At 66.0% G+C, this 18,895-nt stretch carries 16 protein-coding genes; 5 read left to right on the forward strand and 11 right to left on the reverse strand.

Translation table 11 applies throughout. The annotated features are described in order from the left end of the window. Positions 1 to 2 precede the first annotated feature (2 nt). The 3 genes from LQD11_RS03580 to LQD11_RS03590 all read right to left on the reverse strand — a co-directional run bounded on the left by LQD11_RS03580 (position 3) and on the right by LQD11_RS03590 (position 4,179). Positions 3 to 869: a YicC/YloC family endoribonuclease gene (locus LQD11_RS03580; RefSeq protein ID WP_238616296.1), complete on the reverse strand. Its 867-nt coding sequence runs from the start codon at positions 867 to 869 to the stop codon at positions 3 to 5. A gap of 73 nt (positions 870 to 942) precedes the next feature. Continuing rightward, positions 943 to 2,190 (reverse strand): protoporphyrinogen/coproporphyrinogen oxidase, encoded by a 1,248-nt coding sequence (locus LQD11_RS03585; RefSeq protein WP_238616297.1) that lies wholly within the window; start codon positions 2,188 to 2,190, stop codon positions 943 to 945. Between the two features lie 27 nt (positions 2,191 to 2,217). Continuing rightward, on the reverse strand, positions 2,218 to 4,179 hold the full coding sequence (locus LQD11_RS03590; RefSeq protein ID WP_238616298.1) for a TonB-dependent receptor plug domain-containing protein: 1,962 nt from the start codon (positions 4,177 to 4,179) through the stop codon (positions 2,218 to 2,220). 355 nt (positions 4,180 to 4,534) lie between these two features. On the opposite strand from LQD11_RS03590, the gene rph reads away from it, so the two are divergent. Beyond that, positions 4,535 to 5,251: a ribonuclease PH gene (gene rph, locus LQD11_RS03595; protein WP_238616299.1), complete on the forward strand. Its 717-nt coding sequence runs from the start codon at positions 4,535 to 4,537 to the stop codon at positions 5,249 to 5,251. A gap of 118 nt (positions 5,252 to 5,369) precedes the next feature. Then, positions 5,370 to 5,963: an RdgB/HAM1 family non-canonical purine NTP pyrophosphatase gene (gene rdgB / locus LQD11_RS03600; protein WP_238616300.1), complete on the forward strand. Its 594-nt coding sequence runs from the start codon at positions 5,370 to 5,372 to the stop codon at positions 5,961 to 5,963. Between the two features lie 77 nt (positions 5,964 to 6,040). Here rdgB and LQD11_RS03605 read toward each other — a convergent pair whose 3' ends face one another. Then, complete coding sequence (locus tag LQD11_RS03605) at positions 6,041 to 6,958, reverse strand: hypothetical protein (protein ID WP_238616301.1); 918 nt, start codon at positions 6,956 to 6,958, stop codon at positions 6,041 to 6,043. A 287-nt stretch (positions 6,959 to 7,245) separates the two neighbouring features. Between LQD11_RS03605 and hemW the strand changes: the two genes are divergently transcribed. Further along, complete coding sequence (gene hemW / locus LQD11_RS03610; RefSeq protein ID WP_238616302.1) at positions 7,246 to 8,424, forward strand: radical SAM family heme chaperone HemW; 1,179 nt, start codon at positions 7,246 to 7,248, stop codon at positions 8,422 to 8,424. A 5-nt stretch (positions 8,425 to 8,429) separates the two neighbouring features. Here the strand turns inward: hemW and LQD11_RS03615 are convergent, their stop codons facing one another. The 7 genes from LQD11_RS03615 to apbC form a co-directional block, all read right to left on the reverse strand. Continuing rightward, on the reverse strand, positions 8,430 to 9,992 hold the full coding sequence (locus LQD11_RS03615) for a lipoyl protein ligase domain-containing protein (protein ID WP_238616303.1): 1,563 nt from the start codon (positions 9,990 to 9,992) through the stop codon (positions 8,430 to 8,432). Then, positions 9,989 to 10,882: a ubiquinone anaerobic biosynthesis protein UbiV gene (ubiV, locus tag LQD11_RS03620; protein WP_238616304.1), complete on the reverse strand. Its 894-nt coding sequence runs from the start codon at positions 10,880 to 10,882 to the stop codon at positions 9,989 to 9,991. The genes LQD11_RS03615 and ubiV overlap by 4 nt, the downstream gene beginning before the upstream one ends. Next, positions 10,879 to 11,880 carry a ubiquinone anaerobic biosynthesis protein UbiU gene (gene ubiU, locus LQD11_RS03625; RefSeq protein WP_420828249.1) on the reverse strand — a complete coding sequence of 334 codons (1,002 nt, stop codon included), beginning with the start codon at positions 11,878 to 11,880 and terminating at the stop codon, positions 10,879 to 10,881. The genes ubiV and ubiU overlap by 4 nt, the downstream gene beginning before the upstream one ends. Before the next feature lie 14 nt (positions 11,881 to 11,894). Further along, a complete protein-coding gene (gene mnmL, locus LQD11_RS03630; protein WP_008932451.1) occupies positions 11,895 to 12,854 on the reverse strand; it encodes a tRNA modification radical SAM protein MnmL/YtqA in 960 nt (319 codons plus the stop codon). Between the two features lie 2 nt (positions 12,855 to 12,856). Further along, positions 12,857 to 13,486 carry a TatD family nuclease-associated radical SAM protein gene (locus tag LQD11_RS03635; protein ID WP_238616306.1) on the reverse strand — a complete coding sequence of 210 codons (630 nt, stop codon included), beginning with the start codon at positions 13,484 to 13,486 and terminating at the stop codon, positions 12,857 to 12,859. 178 nt (positions 13,487 to 13,664) lie between these two features. Further along, a complete protein-coding gene (gene dcd, locus LQD11_RS03640; protein WP_238616307.1) occupies positions 13,665 to 14,228 on the reverse strand; it encodes a dCTP deaminase in 564 nt (187 codons plus the stop codon). A gap of 14 nt (positions 14,229 to 14,242) precedes the next feature. Next, a complete protein-coding gene (gene apbC / locus LQD11_RS03645) occupies positions 14,243 to 15,328 on the reverse strand; it encodes an iron-sulfur cluster carrier protein ApbC (RefSeq protein WP_238616308.1) in 1,086 nt (361 codons plus the stop codon). 154 nt (positions 15,329 to 15,482) lie between these two features. On the opposite strand from apbC, the gene trhP reads away from it, so the two are divergent. Together trhP and LQD11_RS03655 are read left to right on the forward strand one after the other, a co-directional pair. Next, complete coding sequence (gene trhP, locus LQD11_RS03650) at positions 15,483 to 16,838, forward strand: prephenate-dependent tRNA uridine(34) hydroxylase TrhP (RefSeq protein WP_238616309.1); 1,356 nt, start codon at positions 15,483 to 15,485, stop codon at positions 16,836 to 16,838. Beyond that, on the forward strand, positions 16,811 to 18,892 hold the full coding sequence (locus LQD11_RS03655; protein WP_238616310.1) for a hypothetical protein: 2,082 nt from the start codon (positions 16,811 to 16,813) through the stop codon (positions 18,890 to 18,892). The genes trhP and LQD11_RS03655 overlap by 28 nt, the downstream gene beginning before the upstream one ends. The last annotated feature ends 3 nt before the right edge of the window (positions 18,893 to 18,895 follow it).

Here is an 18,895-nt window from a genome sequence, read left to right on the forward strand (position 1 = left end):
TCTCATTCGATATTCTGGATCTGCTCCCGCATCTGTTCGATCAGCACTTTCAGCTCCACCGAGGACTGGGTGGTTTCCATGTCGTTGGCCTTGGAGCCCAGGGTATTGGCCTCCCGGTTGAACTCCTGCATGAGGAAGTCCAGGCGCCGCCCGACCGGCTCGTCCCGCCGCAGACAGGCCAGGACCTCCTTCACATGGCCGTCCAGACGGTCCAGCTCCTCGGCCACGTCCAGCTTCTGTGCCTGGAGGGCCAGCTCCTGCTCCAGACGTCCGGGTTCCAGATCCACACCCAGCTCGCCGATACGGGTGCGCAAGCGCTCCCTCAAGGCCGCCACCACCTCCGGCCGACGGGCACGCACCTGAGCCACCTGTTCGCCGATGGCCCGGCAGCGGCTTTCCAGCAGGCCATGGATATGGGCGCCTTCCCGGGCACGATGGTCGAGCAGTGCCTCCAGCGCCTGGTCCAGAAGGCTCAGGGCGGCGGCATGCACCGGCTGCAGGTCGGGTTCGGACTGACGCACCACCCCGGGCCAGCGCAGGATCTCCATGGCACTCATGCGGGCGGCATTCATCATCCAGTGCTCCACCTTGACCACGGTGGTGATGAGTTCCTTGGCCAGATCGTCGTTGAGCTCCAGGGTGCTGTCGGCGCTGTCCGCCTTGCGAAAACGAAGGGTGCACTCCACCTTGCCCCGCCCCAGCCGGGCGGTGACCCGCTCACGCACCGGCCCCTCCAGGGAGCGCAGCTCCTCGGGCAGACGGGTGCTCACGTCCAGATAACGGTGATTGACGCTGCGCAGTTCCCAGGCCAGGGTGCCGACATCGCCGGAGGATTCACAACGGGCGAATCCGGTCATGCTGCGGATCATGGGGTGTCCTTGCGGTCTCGAATGTGGGGTTGATTGTAGCGCATTCATGCCGGCCTCCGGACCACACCCCATGTCAGTCTCCGGCAGTCGCGATTTCCTCGCCGGCGCGACGCCCCAGGTGCAGCGCCCACTGGATCGACGGGGCCGCCCCAAGTTCGCTGCAGGACCACAGGTGCTCGCCGTGGCGCAGCGGGACCTCGCCCGGCCAGGGAACCGGCGGCGCCTGGACCGGCAGGGCGCGGGGCAGTCGATAGCAGGCGAGGCGCTCCCATTGACTGACTTCAGCGCCGAACCAGTCCGTCAGCTGGCGACGAATATCCGCCTCCAGAACGTCCGGATCGTGTTCGGCGCCATGGACATTCACGGTCACCAGGGCACGTCCGACCGGGGCGTAATGGGAGGACAGCTCGGAGGGACACAGCACGCTGTTGACGATGCCATGCCCCTCCCCATTGAGCATCAGGTAGGCCCCCTCGAAAGGCGCCTGTCCGGCGCCAAAATGAACGCAGGTGGTCCCTCGGGTAGGCACCGGCTCCGATGCCTCCAGCCCCAGCAGACGGGCGGCCTCGGGGCCGTCGGTGGCCACGACGATGTGACGGGCCTGCAATGGCTCGCCGGCGACCGGAAAGACCCGGTTACCCTCGATCCGATCCACCCGGGTGTCGAGCCGGATCGTGCCCACAGGCAGGCGCTGGGCCAGTTGCCGTGGGATCTGCTCCATACCCCGGGCGGGCAAGGCGGTATCCCCCAGGGCAAAGGCCCGGAACACGAACTCGAAGGCCCGGGAAGACATTTCCAGTTCCGGCTCGAAGAACACGCCGCTGAAAAAGGGCTTGAAAAACCGTTCGATGATGCGTTCGGAAAACCCCATTTCCCGCAGATGGGTCAGGGCATGGCGCTCATGACGATGATACAGCTCACGCAGGTCGCCCCGCAGACAACGGCGGCGCAGGTGCAAAAGATGCAGCTTGTCCGGCAAATGACCCACCGGCGACCAGAGCATCTCCGGCAGTCTGGAAGGCTGCCGCCAGACATCGCTCACCCGGTGGGTGCGCCCATGGATCCCCACCAGGGCCCCGGTGTGGAAGGGCTTGAGTTCCAGGGCCTCGTAGTCCAGAAAGCGCCGCGCCTCCGGATACCAGGTCTGCAGCACCTGGAAGCCCCGATCCAGCAGATACCCCTCCTGGTAGTCGGTGCGGATGCGACCGCCGACCCCATCGGAGGCCTCAAGGATCAATGGCTCACGACCCTTTTCATGCAGGGTCAGCGCACAGGCCAGTCCGGAGAGTCCGGCGCCGATGATCACGACATCCGCAGTCATCTCATCCCGCTCCTGATCATGGAAAGCTCAGAAATCCACCCGGAGGCTGACATAGACCTCGGTGCTGCGACGATTCGGCTTGACCAGTGAACCTTGCGAACGGGTATCGTACCCCCGCGCCAGGACATCGGTCAGGGAAAGGGCCGCCTGTGCCTGGGATCCCAGGTCACGACGCACATGCAGGTCCAGGAAACCATCACCGGCATCGGTGGTGGGACCGGTCGGGTCATCGATCCAACGGACCGAGTCATAATGGTAATACTCGGCGGTCATGAGCCAGGGCTCGGACGGGGCAAACGACAGGGCCAGGTTGACAATGTGCGCCGGCACCGACTCGACCTGCAGGCGGGCCTCGCGGTCGCTGCTACGACTGGACAGCAGGGACAGCCCTCCATGCAGCCACACCCGTGAACCGGGCCGGTATGTCACCTGGGTCTCGACGCCCTGCAGGATCATGCCGCCGGCATTGACGAATTCTCCCTCCGGCTCGATGCCGTACAGCACCTTGTAGGGGATCTGGATCAGATCCTCCAGCTTGTTCCGAAACAGCTTGATGTCGGTGACCAGACGGCCACCGGCCCAGTGGCCGTGATGGCCCATCTCCAGGGATCGGATCACCTCGGGCGCCAGGCCGCCGCCGGAGGCAATGGCCCCGTCGGCGGTGCGCACCTTCTCTTCAGCCAGGCTCGGGGTGCGGATTGCCCTGGAAACCACCAGCCGGAAACTGTGGGACTCGTCGGGCATGTAGACCAGGGCCGCCCGGGGCATCAGGTCATCGCCAGTGATGTCGTTGTGCTCGTACATGCCGCCCAGGTTCAGCAGCCAGCGAGGGTCGGGCGACCACTCCAGATTGGCAAATACCCGGTAAAGCCGGTTGTGCACCCAATCCAGGCCGTCGAAAAAATAGGGGGATTCGGAGCTGTCCAGACGCGCCCCCACCCCCCACACCATTCGGGTGGCGCGAGAGATCTTCAGATGGGACTCCGCCTCAAGGTCATGGCGCCGTGAACGGGAGTTGCGATTGGTGTCGAAAGGGTTGCCCTGCAAGTCCAGGGCGATGTATTCATCGGTCAGGTCGTTATGCTGATAGTAGTACTGCAACCGATAGGTGGCGTCGGGGTCACGGCTGTTGTGGAGCTCCAGGTGCACGTATTCCGTCTGCCGCTCGAAAGTGCGAGGGGGATTCATGCGGCTGGCGGCACCATCGGATCCCTTCTGCCCCTGGGTAGCCCCCAGATGGCTGGTCAGGGTGACGCCCGGCAAAAGCGTCCAGTCGAGGCGTGTATCCACGGCATCCAGCCGGCGCTGATCCTGCTTGCCGCGAAAGCCGTCGTCTTCCTGGTGATGGTAGGTCAGTCGATAGGCGGCCCGGGGCGTGGTGCCCCCATGGCGTATCCACAGATCCCGAACACCCTGGGAACCCAGGCGGGTGACCAGTTGCCGCCCCTGGGTTTCGGCCGGGTGACGGGTCAGGATGTTGACGATGGCAAAAAAGGAGTTGGAACCGTAGGCCGCGGAATTGGGGCCGCGGATGATCTCGATGCGCTCGATATCATCGGGACTCAAGCCCAGGCTGCCCCATTGGGCACCACCGTTGGTGGGGGTATAGATGGACCGGCCATCCACCAGGACCTGCAACTGACGCACGAACTGCTCGCCCAGACCATGATAAGTGATGATCGGGCGGTTGCCGTTCTCACCGCCCACCAGGAACCCCGGTACCATCCTGAGCACCTCCGCCAGACTGCGTGCTTGGCTCCTTTCCAGCCACTGGCGGTCGATCACGGTGACCGACGCGGGCGCCTCGATCAGGGGCTGCTGCAGACGGGTGGCCGTGAGTGCCACCGGTAGATCCATGAAATAGTCCTGCTCCAGGGCGAACAGTTCATCGGCGGCGGCGGGCAGACAGGCCCCGGCCATCAGGACCCCCAGACCCACCAGCACGGCCATCCCTGAAATCGCGTCGGATCCCTTCAATGACCAAACCATGTCAGCTCTCATCCTGGCACATGTCGTCCGCAACCCTCCATGGGTATATCCGCCGGTTCTGCCGGACAAAACACTGGAGCCACCGAGTCAAGAAGCGGGGGAACAGAATCTTGAAGGAGGGATGGCGGCACGACTGATGGCCGGGAACAGGCCCCAGTGAGCCGGGACAACAGTACAACATCCCCCTGGACATATTCTGAACAAACATTTTGTTAGGGAGTATAAATGATCTTTCAGGCCTTCCACAGCAAGAGGGCGCCATCCTTCATCCCGGCACAGGCGGGAAAGCCGGCCTACATCAGGGCAGTCTGGAACGCTATAATCCCCGGCCATTTGCCCGATTCAGGAGTTCCCCATGCGACCCAGCGGCCGTGCCCCGGACCAGCTTCGCCCCATCCGCTTCACCCGCGGCTTCACCCGGCATGCGGAGGGGTCCGTGCTGGTGGAGTACGGCGATACCCGGGTGATCTGTACCGCCACCGTGGATGAGCGGGTGCCACCGTTCCTGAAAGGCAAGGGTCGGGGTTGGGTGACGGCCGAATACGGCATGCTGCCCCGGGCCACCCATGAGCGCATGGGCCGGGAGGCGGCTCGGGGCAAACAGGGTGGACGCACCCTGGAGATCCAACGCCTGATCGGCCGCAGCCTGCGGGCGGCGGTCAATCTGGAAGGTCTGGGCGAGCGTCAGATCACCGTGGACTGCGATGTCATCCAGGCCGACGGCGGCACCCGCACGGCCTCCATCAGCGGCGGTTACGTGGCCTTGTGCGACGCCATTGCCGGCCTCAAGGTCCGGGGGCAGATCAAGCGCGACCCGATGTTCGGCAGTGTGGCGGCGGTCTCCGTGGGGATTTACAAAGGCGTGCCGGTACTGGACCTGGATTACCTGGAGGATTCCGCCGCCGAAACGGACATGAATGTGGTCATGAACGAAGCCGGCGGCTTCATCGAGATCCAGGGCACGGCGGAAGGCCATGCCTTCCGGGGCGAGGAACTGGACGGCATGCTGGCCCTGGCCCGCAAGGGGATCGCCGAGATCATCCAGGCCCAGCAGGCGGCCCTGGGCAACTGAGTCCACCGGAATGGGGGCCGGCAGGCCGGCTCCCACGGGCACGGACCTCTGTGGGAGCCGGCCCTCGGCCGCGAAAGATGACCAGCCACTCCCCCCGTATCGCGTTTCGGAGCCAAGAATGAAAATCGTGCTCGCCACCGGCAATGCCGGCAAAGTCAGGGAATTTGCGGATCTGCTGGCCGGCAGCGGCCATGAGATTCTGCCCCAGTCCGACTTCCAGGTCAGGGAAGCCGAGGAAACCGGGCTGAGTTTTGTGGAAAATGCCATCCTCAAGGCCCGCAATGCCGCCGAACAGACCGGCCTGCCGGCCATGGCCGATGACTCGGGGATCGAGGTGGACGCCCTGGACGGGGCGCCCGGGATCTACTCGGCCCGTTACGCCGGCCCCGGCGCCGATGCCGAGCAGAACAACACCAAGCTGCTGGAAGCCCTGAAGGGGGTTCCGGAGGATCGGCGCACCGCCCGCTTTCGCTGCGTCATCGCCTTCCTGCGCCATGCCCGGGATCCTTCGCCGATCCTCTGCGAAGGGACCTGGGAGGGGGCCGTGGCCCTGCGACCGGCGGGAGATGGCGGACACGGCTACGACCCGGTGTTCCTGGTGCCGGAGTTGGGACTGACGGCGGCACAGATCAGCGCCGAGGAAAAGAACCGGCGCAGTCATCGGGGTCAGGCGCTCACCTCGCTGCTGGCGCATCTGGGCGGGCCGCGGTAAGGGGCATCCATCGGCGGAGAACATGTCCGCACCGCCACTTTGCGGGGAACGGCGGCATGGCTTGATCGGTGTTTCTCTCAGGCGGTCAGGTCACGATAGCCCAACAGCACGTCGGAAGCCTCCCCCCTGCTGCCGTCGGTCCGCTCGAACTGCCCCTGCTGGGCCACCACGTCATAGGCATTCAGCGCCCGGGCGGTCTGATCATAGCCCAGGTGAATGGCGGCCACGCCCGCCTCCTCCAGGGTCTTGAGCCGCTGGCTCCCGTCCGCCCCCATCTGGAACAGACGCAGACGTTCGAACACGCTGTCCTGGGCGTTGATCACGCCGTCACCGTTATCATCGAACTTGGCCAGCTCCTCGAAACCGTGGGCGGCACCGTGCTGATCCCCGAACAGTTCCCGACCATCATCGATGACGCCGTTGTCGTTGCGATCCAGGGCCAGGAACCAGCTGTTGCCGGTGACGAAGCTGACCTGCTCCCGCCGCCCGTCGCCCGTGATGTCGAAGCGCACACCGCCATCCACCCCGGTGGTGGTAATGCCCTCGCCACCCAGATCCAGCACCAGAGGATCGGCCTGCTGCGGCGCCCCGCCCAGACTGACCTGCAGACGTTCCATGCGCACGGACTCGAAGCGGATGCGCGCCGCCTCGCCGGTCTCCGCGCCCCGGATGCTCACGTCCAGGCGGGAGACGCCCAGTTGCTGCCACTGGAGTTCCACACCACGGTCGGGAGCCGCCCCGGACGCGGGTGACCCGGAGGGGGATACCGGCTCGGAGGAAGAAGATGAGGCCTTCGGGGAAGCACCGGCCCCGGCTTCGAGCTTCGGCTGATCCCGCAACAGAACCTGCCGAATGATGCGATAGTCCTGATGTTCGTTGAGCCGGGTTTCCTGGTCGGCCAGGACACCGGCGGCCTCTCCATCAGGCGCCGCCGGCACCGGCGCGGCAGATCGGGTGGTGGGCTGAAGGACGGGAGTGGAGACGGGCGGAATCATGGACCACCTGTGCCGGATACTATGGGCCTGATGGGTTTATCGGCAGGCATGGGTGAGACTTTAGGGATGATCCAAGCCCGTCATTCCCGCGCCAGCGGGAATCCATTCGCAGACCGTAAACCATGAACTCCCGCCTTCGCGGGAGTGACGGTGGGAAATTTGCCGAGACGCCCGCCTTCGAGGGGGTGACGGCGAGGGGCCTGTTCAGCATTTCCCTGGAGGATTACAAAAGATAACCGGGTGCGGCACACTTGAGACCGGACCTTGCCACCGCAAGCTGGAATCCCATGCTCTCTTCGCAACCTCCACCGCCCCTGACCCTGTATGTGCACATCCCCTGGTGTGTGCGCAAGTGCCCCTACTGCGACTTCAATTCCCATGCCGCCGACAAGATTCCCGAACAGGCCTATGTGGAGGCCCTGATCGCGGACCTGGAGACGGAACTGCCCATGGTCTGGGGGCGATGCATCGACAGTGTCTTCATCGGCGGCGGCACTCCCAGCCTGCTGAGCCCCGAGGCCATCGAACATCTGCTGTCGGCGATCCGCGCCCGTCTCATCTGCCGCCCCTATGCGGAAATCACCCTGGAGGCCAACCCCGGCACCGTGGAACAGGCCCGTTTCGAGGGCTACCGGGCGGCGGGGGTGAACCGCCTGTCCATGGGGATCCAGACCTTTGACGATGCCCTGCTCGGGGCACTGGGCCGCATCCATACGGGGCGGGAGGCCTGGGAGGCGGTGGCCGCGGCGCGGGCGGCGGGATTCGAAAACCTGAACCTGGACCTGATGTTCGGCCTGCCCGGCCAGACGGTGGCCCAGGCCATGGCTGACCTGGACACGGCCATGGATCTGGGGCCTGAGCACCTGAGCTGGTATGAACTGACCCTGGAGCCCAACACGGCCTTTGCCGCCGCCCCTCCCACCCTGCCCGACGAGGACACCCAGTGGGCGATGATGACCGAGGGGCAGACCCGCCTGGCATCCCGGGGGTTTGCGCACTACGAGGTCTCAGCCTATGCCGGGAACGGGCGACAGTGCCGACATAATCTCAACTACTGGCAGTTCGGGGATTATCTGGGCATCGGCGCCGGGGCTCATGGCAAGCTCACGTTACCGGCGGAGGGACGCATCCTGCGCCGCTGGCGTCACCGCCAGCCGGCGGCCTTCATGGAAGGGGCACGGGCCGGGCGTGCGCTGAACGGGGAGCGGGTGCTTGGCCCGGAGGAAACGGCATTCGAGTTCATGCTCAATGCCCTGCGGCTGGTGGAGGGCGTACCGTCAACCCTCTTTACCCGCCACACGGGCCTGGGGCTGGAGGTCCTGGAGCCGGCAAGGTCGGAAGCGGTGGCCCGGGGACTGCTGGAAGATGACCCATCGCGGCTGGTGGCGACCGCGACGGGGCGACAGTTCCTGAATGACCTGGTGGGGCTGTTCCTGCCCGCGGAAGGACCGGACGAGAAGGATTGAGGTGATCAATCCGTCGGCTTCTTCGGCACCCACACCATCACCTTCTCCACCAGCCCCATGTCCAGTTCGGCCTCGGCGGTGAACTCGCCGGCGTAGGCGGCCTCTTCTTGGTTCAGGTCGTAGCAGTTGGCACCGGTGATGTCCATGAGCACCGCCGGGATGCCGGCGGCGCGAAAGGCATGGATACGCTTCTGATAGAAATCCCGACAGCACATGCCCACATAGGCGGGTTCGCCATCCGCCTGCATCTGCTCCAGCACCCGACACAGGTGCTCATAGCGGGTGATGGTCACCACCTTCATGCCCCGCTCCCGGGCCAGACGATAAGCCTCCCCCACGTCGCAGCCGCCGCATTCAGGGCAGGCATCCTCGTGACGCCAGTCGCACCAGGCGGGCTTGGCACAGTAAGGCACCAGCATGACCGAGGCCCGACCGAGGATGTCCCTGACCCCTTCCACCCCTTCAGGCCGGTGGACCATGAGCCGGTTGGCCTGTCGGACATCCAGGCCCAGCCCCTGCTCGGCCCGACGCCCCAGGGTCAGGCGCAGCAGTCGGCACAATTCGTCGGGACCCAACCCGGGAAGCTGAACGTCCTCTGCCCGCAAACGGCGGATCATGCGCACTTCCGCCGCCTCCATCGGCGCACCGGCCAGGGTCTCGGCCAGGGAGAGAAACAGATCCGGCGGTGCCACATGCACCGCGCCGGAGAAGTGGGCCGCCCGGATCACCCGCCCGCTCTCATCGGGCAACAGGCGCAGCTGCAGGATACCGCCGGGGGTGGGTAAAAAAGCCTGCCAACTGCGGTCGGCGCTCTCCGGCCAGTCCTCGTCCAGGGCGGGATCCATGGGCACGTCCAGCCATGAGACGCCCTTCTCCGGGTCGGGCGCGGTCATGATGCCCTCCAGCGCCAACTCCCCAAGCAGGGAGCGGGTGACGGCGACCTTCAGGGTCTCCATGTCCAGATCCCTGACCGGCAGCTCCTCCAGGGTGATGAAACGGTGGCGCGCGCTGAGAATACCCTGGGCGCTGAGCTTTTCCCGCGGCGCCCGCAGCACCTTGAGCAGGACTTCCGTATCCAGGCTTTCCAGGATCACCGCCTGATAGAGAACGGCGCCGGCCTCGATGGCCAGAAACCCCGCCCCCAGCTTGCGCCCGGACACTTCCAGGTCGTTGGGGAAGGCGGTATGGGCGGGAATGCCCAGACCCACCAAGGCCCGTACCAGGGCACGGTTGAGTCGGGCCATCAGCGCCGTGAGGGTATCCCCCTCCCCCAGCCATTGACGGGGCAGGGTCAGACTCAGGCAGCACTGACCCGGCGCCAGATAGAGGGCGCCCCCGCCGGTGAGCCGGCGCACCACGGGAATGCCCGCCTCGTCGCAGTAGGTGCCGCGGACCCCGTGGCAGACGGCTTCGTGACGGCCCAGGCTGGCGGTGGGCTCATAGCGATGGAATCGCAGCCTGGCCTCGTCGGCGGCCACGGAACCCGCCAGATGGCGAAGGTCCCGGGCCACCTGCTCAGCCCCCGGCGCGATGCCGTCGGTCCAGACCCGGCAGGGCCGGACCGTCATGCCGATACGCTCTCCCGCCAGTTCATGCCGGCGTCACCTTCCCAGTAGCCGTCGCAGAAGCGGGGGAACAGGGGCTTCATGGCGTCCAGGGCCTGACGCGGGGTCAGGCTACCGTCGATGCAACCGCGGAAGGCCCTGACCACCGCCTCGGTGCCTTCCGGTTCCGGCGAAATGCGCACCACGTCGATCCCCATGGCCCGCAGGTCAGGCATGGCCTCGATCAGGTTGTTGGGATCGGCGGACTGGAGCTGGATGCCGTTGATGGTGAGGAAGCCGCTACCGTCCTGGGTGGCCAGGGGCAGCCCCGCCGGATAGTCCAGGCAGGCCAGTTGGCAGTCATCCTTGGGCAGGTTGCGGGCGCGGGCGGTGAAGCAGCGGGCGGAGAAGGCCAGGGGCAGACGACCGAACACCAGCACTTCGGTTTCCAGTCCGTCGGGCCGGGCCTTGTGCATGGCTTCCAGGATATGCCGGGACAGCTCCACCGGCATCACCCAGCGCACCGCGCCGATGTCCCGCAACTCACGCAGGGTGCCGGCGTTGTAGGTGTTGATGTTGGGGCCGGCGACGAAGGGCTTGCCCAGGGACAGGCCCAGGGACGTGGCATCGTTGGCCTCGATCATGAAGCGACCGTTCTGCACCAGGCGCTCCAGGGCCAGGCGCTCGGATTCCGCTTCCATCAGGGCCAGGGTGGACATGACCACGGTCTTGCCGGCGGCGGCCAGGCGATCGGCCACCTCCAGCCAGTCGGCGGCACGTAGCTCGCGGCGCTTGGAGCAGACCGTCTCGCCCAGGTAGACGATGTCCACCGGCCACTGTTCGACGGCGGCGTAGAATTCCATGACCCGCTCGCGGGGCCAGTAATACTGAATGGGTCCCAGGGAAAGTTTCATTGCCAGGCTCTGTGCAAGGCACCCAGGGTCTGGGTGCGTCCTTCGGACATGCCGGCGAGCTGGGAGGCCCATTCCGGCCGCGGGGTGTAGGCATCGGGGTTGGCGTGGCAGGCATCCAGGGCCTGGCGCATGACGCGCGTGGCCTGGCCCACATAGGCGGGACTGCGCTGACGGCCTTCCAGCTTGATGGCCTTGACGCCGATCTTGAGCAGATCGGCCAGGATGTCCAGGGTGCTCAGGCTGGTGGGTTCCTCGATGGCGTAGATGCTGTCATCGCAACTGCCCACCTGATAGCGGCCCTTGCAGATGACCGGGTAGCCGGCGCTTTCGCCGGGCTTGAAGGTATCGATGAGCACGCCGTTCAAGCGCGCCTCGCGACCGCGGCCGGTCTCGATCCAGCGCACGGCGTGGGCGGGGGAGCAGGCCCCCTTGGTGTTGGGGGAGTCGCCGGTGGCATAGGAGGACAGCATGCAGCGGCCCTCCACCATCACGCACAGGCTACCGAAGCCGAACACCTCGATGTCCAGCTTGGCCCGCTCGATCACCTGCGCCACCTGGGACATGGACAGCACCCGGGGCAGCACGGCGCGTACCACGCCGTAGCGCTCGTGGTAGAAGTTCAGGGCATCGGCGGTGGTGGCGGACCCCTGAACCGACAGATGCAGGGTGAGATCCTTGTGGGTATCGGCGGCATAGCGCAAAAGCCCCATGTCGGCGAGGATGACGGCGTTCACGCCCTCCTCGGCGGCCACATCCACCGCCTGGGTGGCGGCGGTCCAGATATCCGGCTGGGGATAGGTGTTGAGGGCCATGTAGACCTTCACGCCCTTGCCCCGGGCGTAGGCAATGCCCTTCTGCAGGGCCTTGCGGTCAAAGTTCAGGCCCGGGAAGTTACGGGCATTGGTCTCGCCGCGCAGGCTCAGATAAACGGCATCGGCGCCGTTGTCCACGGCTGCCCGGAGCGCCGGGAAGCCGCCCGCCGGACAGACCAGCTCCATACGATCTGGGTTCATCAACAACTCTCCTGGGTTCCTGGAAGGTGACTGTCTGAATGCAGGGGACGCGCACCCTGCCGGGTCCCCCGCCGTGTCAGCTCCTGTTCGATGGCGTTGATCACCGTCCACTTGCTGCCGCACCAGTCCGGTGCCAGCAGCAGGGGCTTGCGCGCCGTGGCGGTCAGGCGATGGAACACCACCTCGGGCGGGGTCATCTCGATCATGTCCACCGCCGTGTTCACATATTCGTTCAGGGTCCAGGGCCGGTATTCGCCGGCGCGCCACTGGCGGGACAGGCGGGTGCCCCGGACCACATGCAGGGGATGAAGCTTGAGGCCATCGGTGCCTTCATTCAAGACCCGGGCCAGGGTTTCCCGCTGATGCCAGGGAGTCTCGCCGGGCAGACCGATGATCAGGTGAGTGCAAACGGACAGACCCCGACCGCGGGCACGCCGGACGGCGTCCTGGTATTCGGCAAAGCCGTGCCCCCGGTTGACCCGGCCCAGGGTCTCGTCGAAGGCGGACTGCAGGCCCAACTCCAGCCACAAGGTATGGCCCTGTTCCTGGTAGGAAACCAGCAGGTCCAGCACCTCGTCGGGCACGCAGTCGGGGCGGGTACCGATGGACAGCCCCACCACCCCCGGCTGCTCCAGGGCGGCATCATAGAGGGCCTTGAGACGGGTGACCTCGGCGTAGGTGTTGGTATAGGCCTGAAAATAGGCCAGATGCAGGCGGGCGCCGGTGCGCCGGGCCACCACGGCCCTGCCCTCGTCCAGCTGCCGGCGCACGGCACCGCCGTCCTGCCCCTGGGGGGCAAAACTGGCGTTGTTGCAGAAGCTGCAACCGCCGCGGCCCTTGGTGCCGTCCATGTTGGGGCAGATGAATCCGGCGCTCACGGTGAGCTTGTGCACCCGCTGGCCGTACCGTGCCCGCAGGTGGCTGCCCAGGGTGTTGACGCGGTCGGTGAGCGTGGACATCGTCAGCCCACCTGATCCAGAACCCGACGACGAAACCCCACCCCCAGTTCCCGGGCCATGGCTTCGCAGGCGGTGATGTCCACCCCCGGAAGGCCGTCGACGGCGGTGACGGTGACCTCGGGCACATGGACACGGGCGGCACGCACGAAGTCCAGCAGGGCCGGATAGGCACCGGGCAGTTTGGGCCGACAGTGCCGCTCGTAGGTGAAGGCATCCTGGGCATTGAGGGAAACGGACAGGGCATCGATGCAGCCGGCCATCTCCGGGGTCACATCCCGGCCGTGGACCAGACTGGCCAGGCCGTCGGTATTGATGCGAATGGCGGGGGCGCCTCGGGCCTTGAGCTGCCGGGCCACGCTCAGGACGGCGTCCAGGCGCAGGGTGGGCTCGCCCAGGCCGCAGAACACCACGGCTTCGTAATCCTTCGGATCGCCCACCGCGTCGAGCATCTGTTCCACCGTGGGTTCCCGATACAGCCGCAGGGGGTATCCCTGCACCTCCCAGGTCTTGTTGAACTTGGGGCAGAAGGCGCAGCGCAGGGTGCAACGGTTGGTGACGTTCAGGTAACGGCGGTTGTGTAGGCTGTAGCCCACCACGGGGTCTGCGTGGTGGTCGGCCGTCTGTTGCTGCATCTTCAAGCTACCTCTTGGCTTGCGGCCCGGGGTCGGGGCCGCGACCCGACGCCCGAAACCGCGGCGTGGGCTCGCCGGGAAAACCGCCATTAAACATGAATTGGCGGTCGCTGTCATGTTCTGGAATCAGTCTTGGCCGGTGCCGCAGGCCAACCCCGCCATGCGCGGCCGGGGCCGCTCAGGTCTTGGGCAATGTCACGCCCCGTTGCCCCTGATACTTGCCGCCCCGATCCTTGTAGGAAGTCTCGCAGACCTCGTCGGACTCCAGGAACAACATCTGCGCCACTCCTTCATTGGCATAGATCCGCGCCGGCAGGGGGGTGGTATTGGAAAACTCCAGGGTCACATGCCCCTCCCACTCCGGCTCCAGGGGGGTTACATTCACAATGATGCCGCAGCGGGCATAGGTGCTCTTGCCCAGACAGATGGTCAGTACATTGCGGGGAATCCGGAAATACTCCACCGTCCGCGCCAGGGCGAAGGAGTTGGGGGGGATGATGCAGACATCCGATTTGACGTCCACGAAACTGCGTTCGTCGAAGGACTTGGGGTCCACGATGGTGGAGTTGATGTTGGTGAACACCTTGAATTCGTCGGCACAGCGCACGTCATAGCCGTAACTGGAGGTGCCGTAGGAGATGATGCGCTCCTCCCCGGCGTACCTCATTTGCCCCGGCTCGAAGGGATCGATCATGCCCTGCGCCGCCATGCGGCGGATCCACTTGTCCGATTTGATCGACATGAAACGACCTGCCTTTACTGGATGACGATGTTGGGGAACTTGGCGCTGTAGTCCCGGGCCTGGGCGGCCAGGCGCGCGGCGGTGCGGCGGGCGATCTCCCGGTAGATCTCTGCGATGCGGCTATCGGGCTGGGCAATCACGGTGGGGCGACCACCGTCGGCCTGTTCACGGATATGGATATCCAGCGGCAGGGCGCCGAGGAACTCCACGCCGTAGTCCCGGGCCATGCGCTCGCCGCCGCCCTGGCCGAAGATGTATTCCTCGTGACCGCAGTTGGAACAGATGTGGATGCTCATGTTCTCCACCACCCCCAGCACCGGCACGTCCACCTTCTCGAACATCTTCAGACCCTTGCGGGCATCCAGCAGGGCGATGTCCTGGGGGGTGGTGACGATGACGGCACCGCTCACCGGAATCTTCTGGGCCAGGGTAAGCTGAGTGTCGCCGGTACCCGGTGGCAGGTCGATGACCAGATAATCCAGCGCCTTCCAGTTGGTGTCCCGCAACAGCTGCTCCAGGGCCTGGGTGACCATGGGGCCACGCCAGATCATGGGGGTATCCTCATCGATGAGAAAACCGATGGACATGGCCTGGATGCCGTGGTTTTCCATCGGCTCCATGGTCTTGCCGTCGCGGGTCTCCGGCTTGCCGGAGATGCCCAGCATGCGGGGCTGGCTGGGACCATAGATGTCGGCATCCAGGATGCCCACGCTGGCCCCCTCCCCCGCCAGGGCCAGGGCCAGGTTGACGGCGGTGGTGGACTTGCCCACCCCGCCCTTGCCGGAGGCCACCGCGATGATGTTCTTGATCCCCTGAAGGGGTTTGAGATTCTTCTGTACCGCGTGGGAGACGATGCGAGTCTCCACCTGCACCTCCACCGCGGCGACGCCCGGGATGCGTCCCACCCGCTCGGTCACCGCCCGGCGCAGCGCATCGTGCCAGCCGGCGGCGGCATAGCCCAGGGTCAGCCGGATGCCGACCTTGTCGCCATCCACCTGGATATCCTTGACGGCCTTGGTGGACATCAGGTCCTTGTCCATGTAGGGATCCTGGATCTCCTTGAGAGCCGTTTCAACCTGCAAGCGGGACACCTGGGACATCAAGCCTTCCTCGGGGAATTTCATTGGGGGGATTCATAGTGCAATCCTGGGATTCTACACCATGGGATCAGAGAAGGCTGAATCCCCCTGCCGATGAAGGGTTTGCCGTGGAGCGCGCCCACGTCACGGCCGCAACTGAAGTATCATTTCCCCCATGAAAACCCCCGAACTCCTCGCCCCCGCCGGCACCCTGAAGAACCTGCGCTACGCCTTGGCCTACGGCGCCGATGCGGTGTATGCCGGCCTGCCCCGCTACTCCCTGCGGGTGCGCAACAACGACTTTTCCACCCTGGAACGACTGCAGACCGGGATCGAGGCCACCCACGCCGCGGGCCGCCGATTTTTCCTGGCCGCCAATATTGCCGCCCATCCCACCAAGGTGCAGACCTTCCTCAAGGATCTGACCCCGGTGGTGGCCCTGGCACCGGATGCGCTGATCATGTCGGATCCGGGCCTGATCCTGATGGTCCGTGAAACCTGGCCGCAGATCCCGGTGCACCTGTCGGTGCAGGCCAATACGGTGAACCAGGCCTCGGTACGCTTCTGGCGGGGGCTGGGCCTATCCCGGGTGATCCTGTCCCGGGAGCTGTCCCTGGAGGAGATCAGCAGGATCCGTCAGGACTGCCCGGACACGGAACTGGAAGTGATGGTGCACGGGGCCATGTGCATCGCCTATTCCGGGCGCTGCCTGCTGTCGGGCTACTTCAATCACCGGGATGCCAACCAGGGGGCCTGCACCAATTCCTGCCGCTGGCGCTACCGCCTGCACCCCGCCCGGGCCGATGACACCGGCGACCTGCTGCCGATGGAGGAAGCCGCCGGGGGACGTCATCCACGGGCGAACGAGGCATTCCTGCTGGAGGAAGGGGAACGGCCCGGACAGCTCATGCCGGTGGAGGAGGATGAGCACGGCACCTACATTCTCAATTCCATGGACCTGCGGGCGGTGGAGCATGTGCGGCGACTGACGGAGATCGGGGTGGACGCGCTGAAGATCGAGGGCCGGACCAAATCCCACTACTACGCCGCCCGCGCCACCCAGGTGTATCGCCGTGCCATCGACGATGCAGCGGCGGGCCGGGACTTCGATCCGCGACTGCTGGATCACCTGGAGGGGCTGGCCAACCGGGGCTATACCGACGGCTTCCTCACCCGCAACAAGGACCGCACCGCACAGAATTATGAACGGGGACACTCGGAATCCGCCCGCCAGCTGTTCGTGGGAGAGATCCTGGGCTTTGATCCCGACACCGAGCTGGCGGAGATCGAGGTAAAGAACAAGTTTGCGGTGGGAGATCGTTTGGAGGTGATGACCCCGGCGGGCAGCCGCGAACTGGTCCTGGAAGCCCTGTTCAGCCTTGCGGGAGAGGCAATGGCGGAGGCGCCGGGCGCGGGCTACCGGGTCCGGATCCCCCTGCCCGAGGGGGATTACCACCTGGGTCTGGTGGTACGGTACATGGACACGCGGACCTCTCAAACACCTTGCGACGCCTCCTCCTTTCAACCCTGATCCTGCTGGCCGCGGGACTGGCCGGCCCGGCCCTGGCCCTGGACGGTCTGCGCCTGGGCATCGGGGACATTCAGGGCGACGGCTGGTCCATGGCAGGCGTCAGCCTGGACCTGAGCCTGGGGCAGCGGGACACCCTGGATCTCCAGGTGGAACGACTCCGGCTCCCGGAACCCCTGGGGGCACTGCGGCAGGTCCGGCTGCAGTGCCGGGGAGGCGGGCTGGACAACATCACCCTGGATTGCCCGCAATTGCAGGTCACATGGCGACACCCGGCATTGGGATATGGCAGCGGCACGGGCCGCATGGCCCTGCGCCTGGACGGTCGGCTGGATCTGGATCTGGCCCTTGAACTGGAACGGATGGACGGGCTTCGAGTACGCCTCTTGCTGGGTCCGGGACACTGGCAGGCGACGGCAACCCTGCAGGCCCTGCCCGTGGCGGAGTTGCCGGGTCTGCTCGCGGACCTGTCCTCGCCCGCACCAGATATTCCCCTGGACGACCTTATGCTGCAGGGCGCCCTATCCGGCCACCTGCAGGCCACCGGTGGTGACGACGGCCTGGGGCATCTTTCATCCCGACTGTCCTGGCGCTCCGGCGCCTTCAGCGCCGCCGACGGCACCCTGGCGGGAGAAGACCTGGCCATGGACCTGGCCATGGAAGCCCGACAGCAGGCCGGTGGCTGGCGGGGCCGGCTGGATCTGACCTGGTCCGAGGGAGGCAGCTACATCCACCCGGTCTATGCCGAGTCCTCGCCCGAGGCCCCCGGCCGGGTGGGACTGACTTTCAACGGCTCACCGCAACGTGGCGAACTGCGGGTGGAGCAGCTGGATCTGACCTGGGGGGAGGCCCTGCAGGTGGTGGGCAGGCTGCATCTGGACACCCGGCGGGATCCACCCCTGCGGGAGGCCGACCTGATCCTGAGCCGGGGGCGTCTGCCGGTCCTGTACGAAACCTTTCTCCAACCCTTTCTCCACGGCACGGTGCTGGAAGACCTGGAAACCCTGGGACTGGTCTCGGCCCGGCTGCAGGTCCGGGAGGGCGAGCTGTCCCAGGCGGCACTGACCGCCGTGGACGTCTACCTGGACGACCGACTGGGACGCCTGGGCCTCTACGGCCTGGACGGTCGCTTCCTGTGGAGCGCGGCACAGATCCCACCCACCAGCAGCCTGGGCTTTGTGGGCGGACACGTCTATCGCATCCCCCTGGGCAATACCCGCCTGCGACTGCAACTGGAACAGGACGGCCTGCGACTGCTGGAACCGGCCCGGATTCCGATCCTGGACGGCGCGCTGGAAGTGGAGACACTTAAGGCGCAGGCCCTCTCCACCGATGACCCGGTGATGGAATTCGATGGCCGGATCACCCCCATTGCCATGGAACTGCTGGCCGCCGCGGTGGACCGCCCCCTGTTCACCGGCACCCTGGCCGGGGTCATCCCCCGGGTGCGCTACCAGGGGGGCGAACTGAGCGTCGGCGGACGACTGCTGATCCATGCCTTCGACGGCCTGATCATGATGCGCAACCTGCGCCTGCGGGACCCGTTCGGCGTGGCACCGGTGCTCTCCGGCGACCTGGACATCAACCACCTGGATCTGGCCGCCATCACCGGCACCTTTGCCTTCGGCAGGATCGAGGGGCGACTGCAGGGCCACGTGCATGACCTGGTGCTGGTGAACTGGGAGCCGGTCCGTTTCGATGCCGCCCTCCACACCCCCCTGGAGGGTCATTTCCGGCGTCGCATCAGCCAACGGGCGGTGGATAATCTGGTGAGTCTGGGCGGCGGCGTGGGTGGGGCGCTGGGCACCGGCTTCCTGCGCTTCTTCGAGTCCTTCTCCTACCGCCAACTGGGCCTGTCCTGCCGCCTGCGCGGGGATGTATGCGAGATGAGCGGGGTGGCACCGGCGCCCATGGGAGGGTATTTCATCGTCCAGGGGTCGGGACTGCCCCGAATCCAGGTGGTCGGCTTCACCCGCCAGGTGGCCTGGCGGGATCTGGTGCACCGGCTGGTCAGCGCGGTGCAGTCCGGGGAGTTCTCGACGGGTGAGGACGATTGAAAC

Source organism: Ectothiorhodospira shaposhnikovii (assembly GCF_022227765.1).
GTDB lineage: Bacteria > Pseudomonadota > Gammaproteobacteria > Ectothiorhodospirales > Ectothiorhodospiraceae > Ectothiorhodospira.

Excerpts from the sequence above, each read along its gene's own strand:
- LQD11_RS03580 (WP_238616296.1), bottom strand. The coding sequence starts at position 869 with ATGATCCGCAGCATGACCGGATTCGCCCGTTGTGAATCCTCCGGCGAT.
- LQD11_RS03585 (WP_238616297.1), bottom strand. The coding sequence starts at position 2,190 with ATGACTGCGGATGTCGTGATCATCGGCGCCGGACTCTCCGGACTGGCC.
- LQD11_RS03590 (WP_238616298.1), bottom strand. The coding sequence starts at position 4,179 with ATGGTTTGGTCATTGAAGGGATCCGACGCGATTTCAGGGATGGCCGTG.
- rph (WP_238616299.1), top strand. The coding sequence starts at position 4,535 with ATGCGACCCAGCGGCCGTGCCCCGGACCAGCTTCGCCCCATCCGCTTC.
- rdgB (WP_238616300.1), top strand. The coding sequence starts at position 5,370 with ATGAAAATCGTGCTCGCCACCGGCAATGCCGGCAAAGTCAGGGAATTT.
- LQD11_RS03605 (WP_238616301.1), bottom strand. The coding sequence starts at position 6,958 with ATGATTCCGCCCGTCTCCACTCCCGTCCTTCAGCCCACCACCCGATCT.
- hemW (WP_238616302.1), top strand. The coding sequence starts at position 7,246 with ATGCTCTCTTCGCAACCTCCACCGCCCCTGACCCTGTATGTGCACATC.
- LQD11_RS03615 (WP_238616303.1), bottom strand. The coding sequence starts at position 9,992 with ATGACGGTCCGGCCCTGCCGGGTCTGGACCGACGGCATCGCGCCGGGG.
- ubiV (WP_238616304.1), bottom strand. The coding sequence starts at position 10,882 with ATGAAACTTTCCCTGGGACCCATTCAGTATTACTGGCCCCGCGAGCGG.
- ubiU (WP_420828249.1), bottom strand. The coding sequence starts at position 11,880 with ATGGAGCTGGTCTGTCCGGCGGGCGGCTTCCCGGCGCTCCGGGCAGCC.
- mnmL (WP_008932451.1), bottom strand. The coding sequence starts at position 12,854 with ATGTCCACGCTCACCGACCGCGTCAACACCCTGGGCAGCCACCTGCGG.
- LQD11_RS03635 (WP_238616306.1), bottom strand. The coding sequence starts at position 13,486 with ATGCAGCAACAGACGGCCGACCACCACGCAGACCCCGTGGTGGGCTAC.
- dcd (WP_238616307.1), bottom strand. The coding sequence starts at position 14,228 with ATGTCGATCAAATCGGACAAGTGGATCCGCCGCATGGCGGCGCAGGGC.
- apbC (WP_238616308.1), bottom strand. The coding sequence starts at position 15,328 with ATGTCCCAGGTGTCCCGCTTGCAGGTTGAAACGGCTCTCAAGGAGATC.
- trhP (WP_238616309.1), top strand. The coding sequence starts at position 15,483 with ATGAAAACCCCCGAACTCCTCGCCCCCGCCGGCACCCTGAAGAACCTG.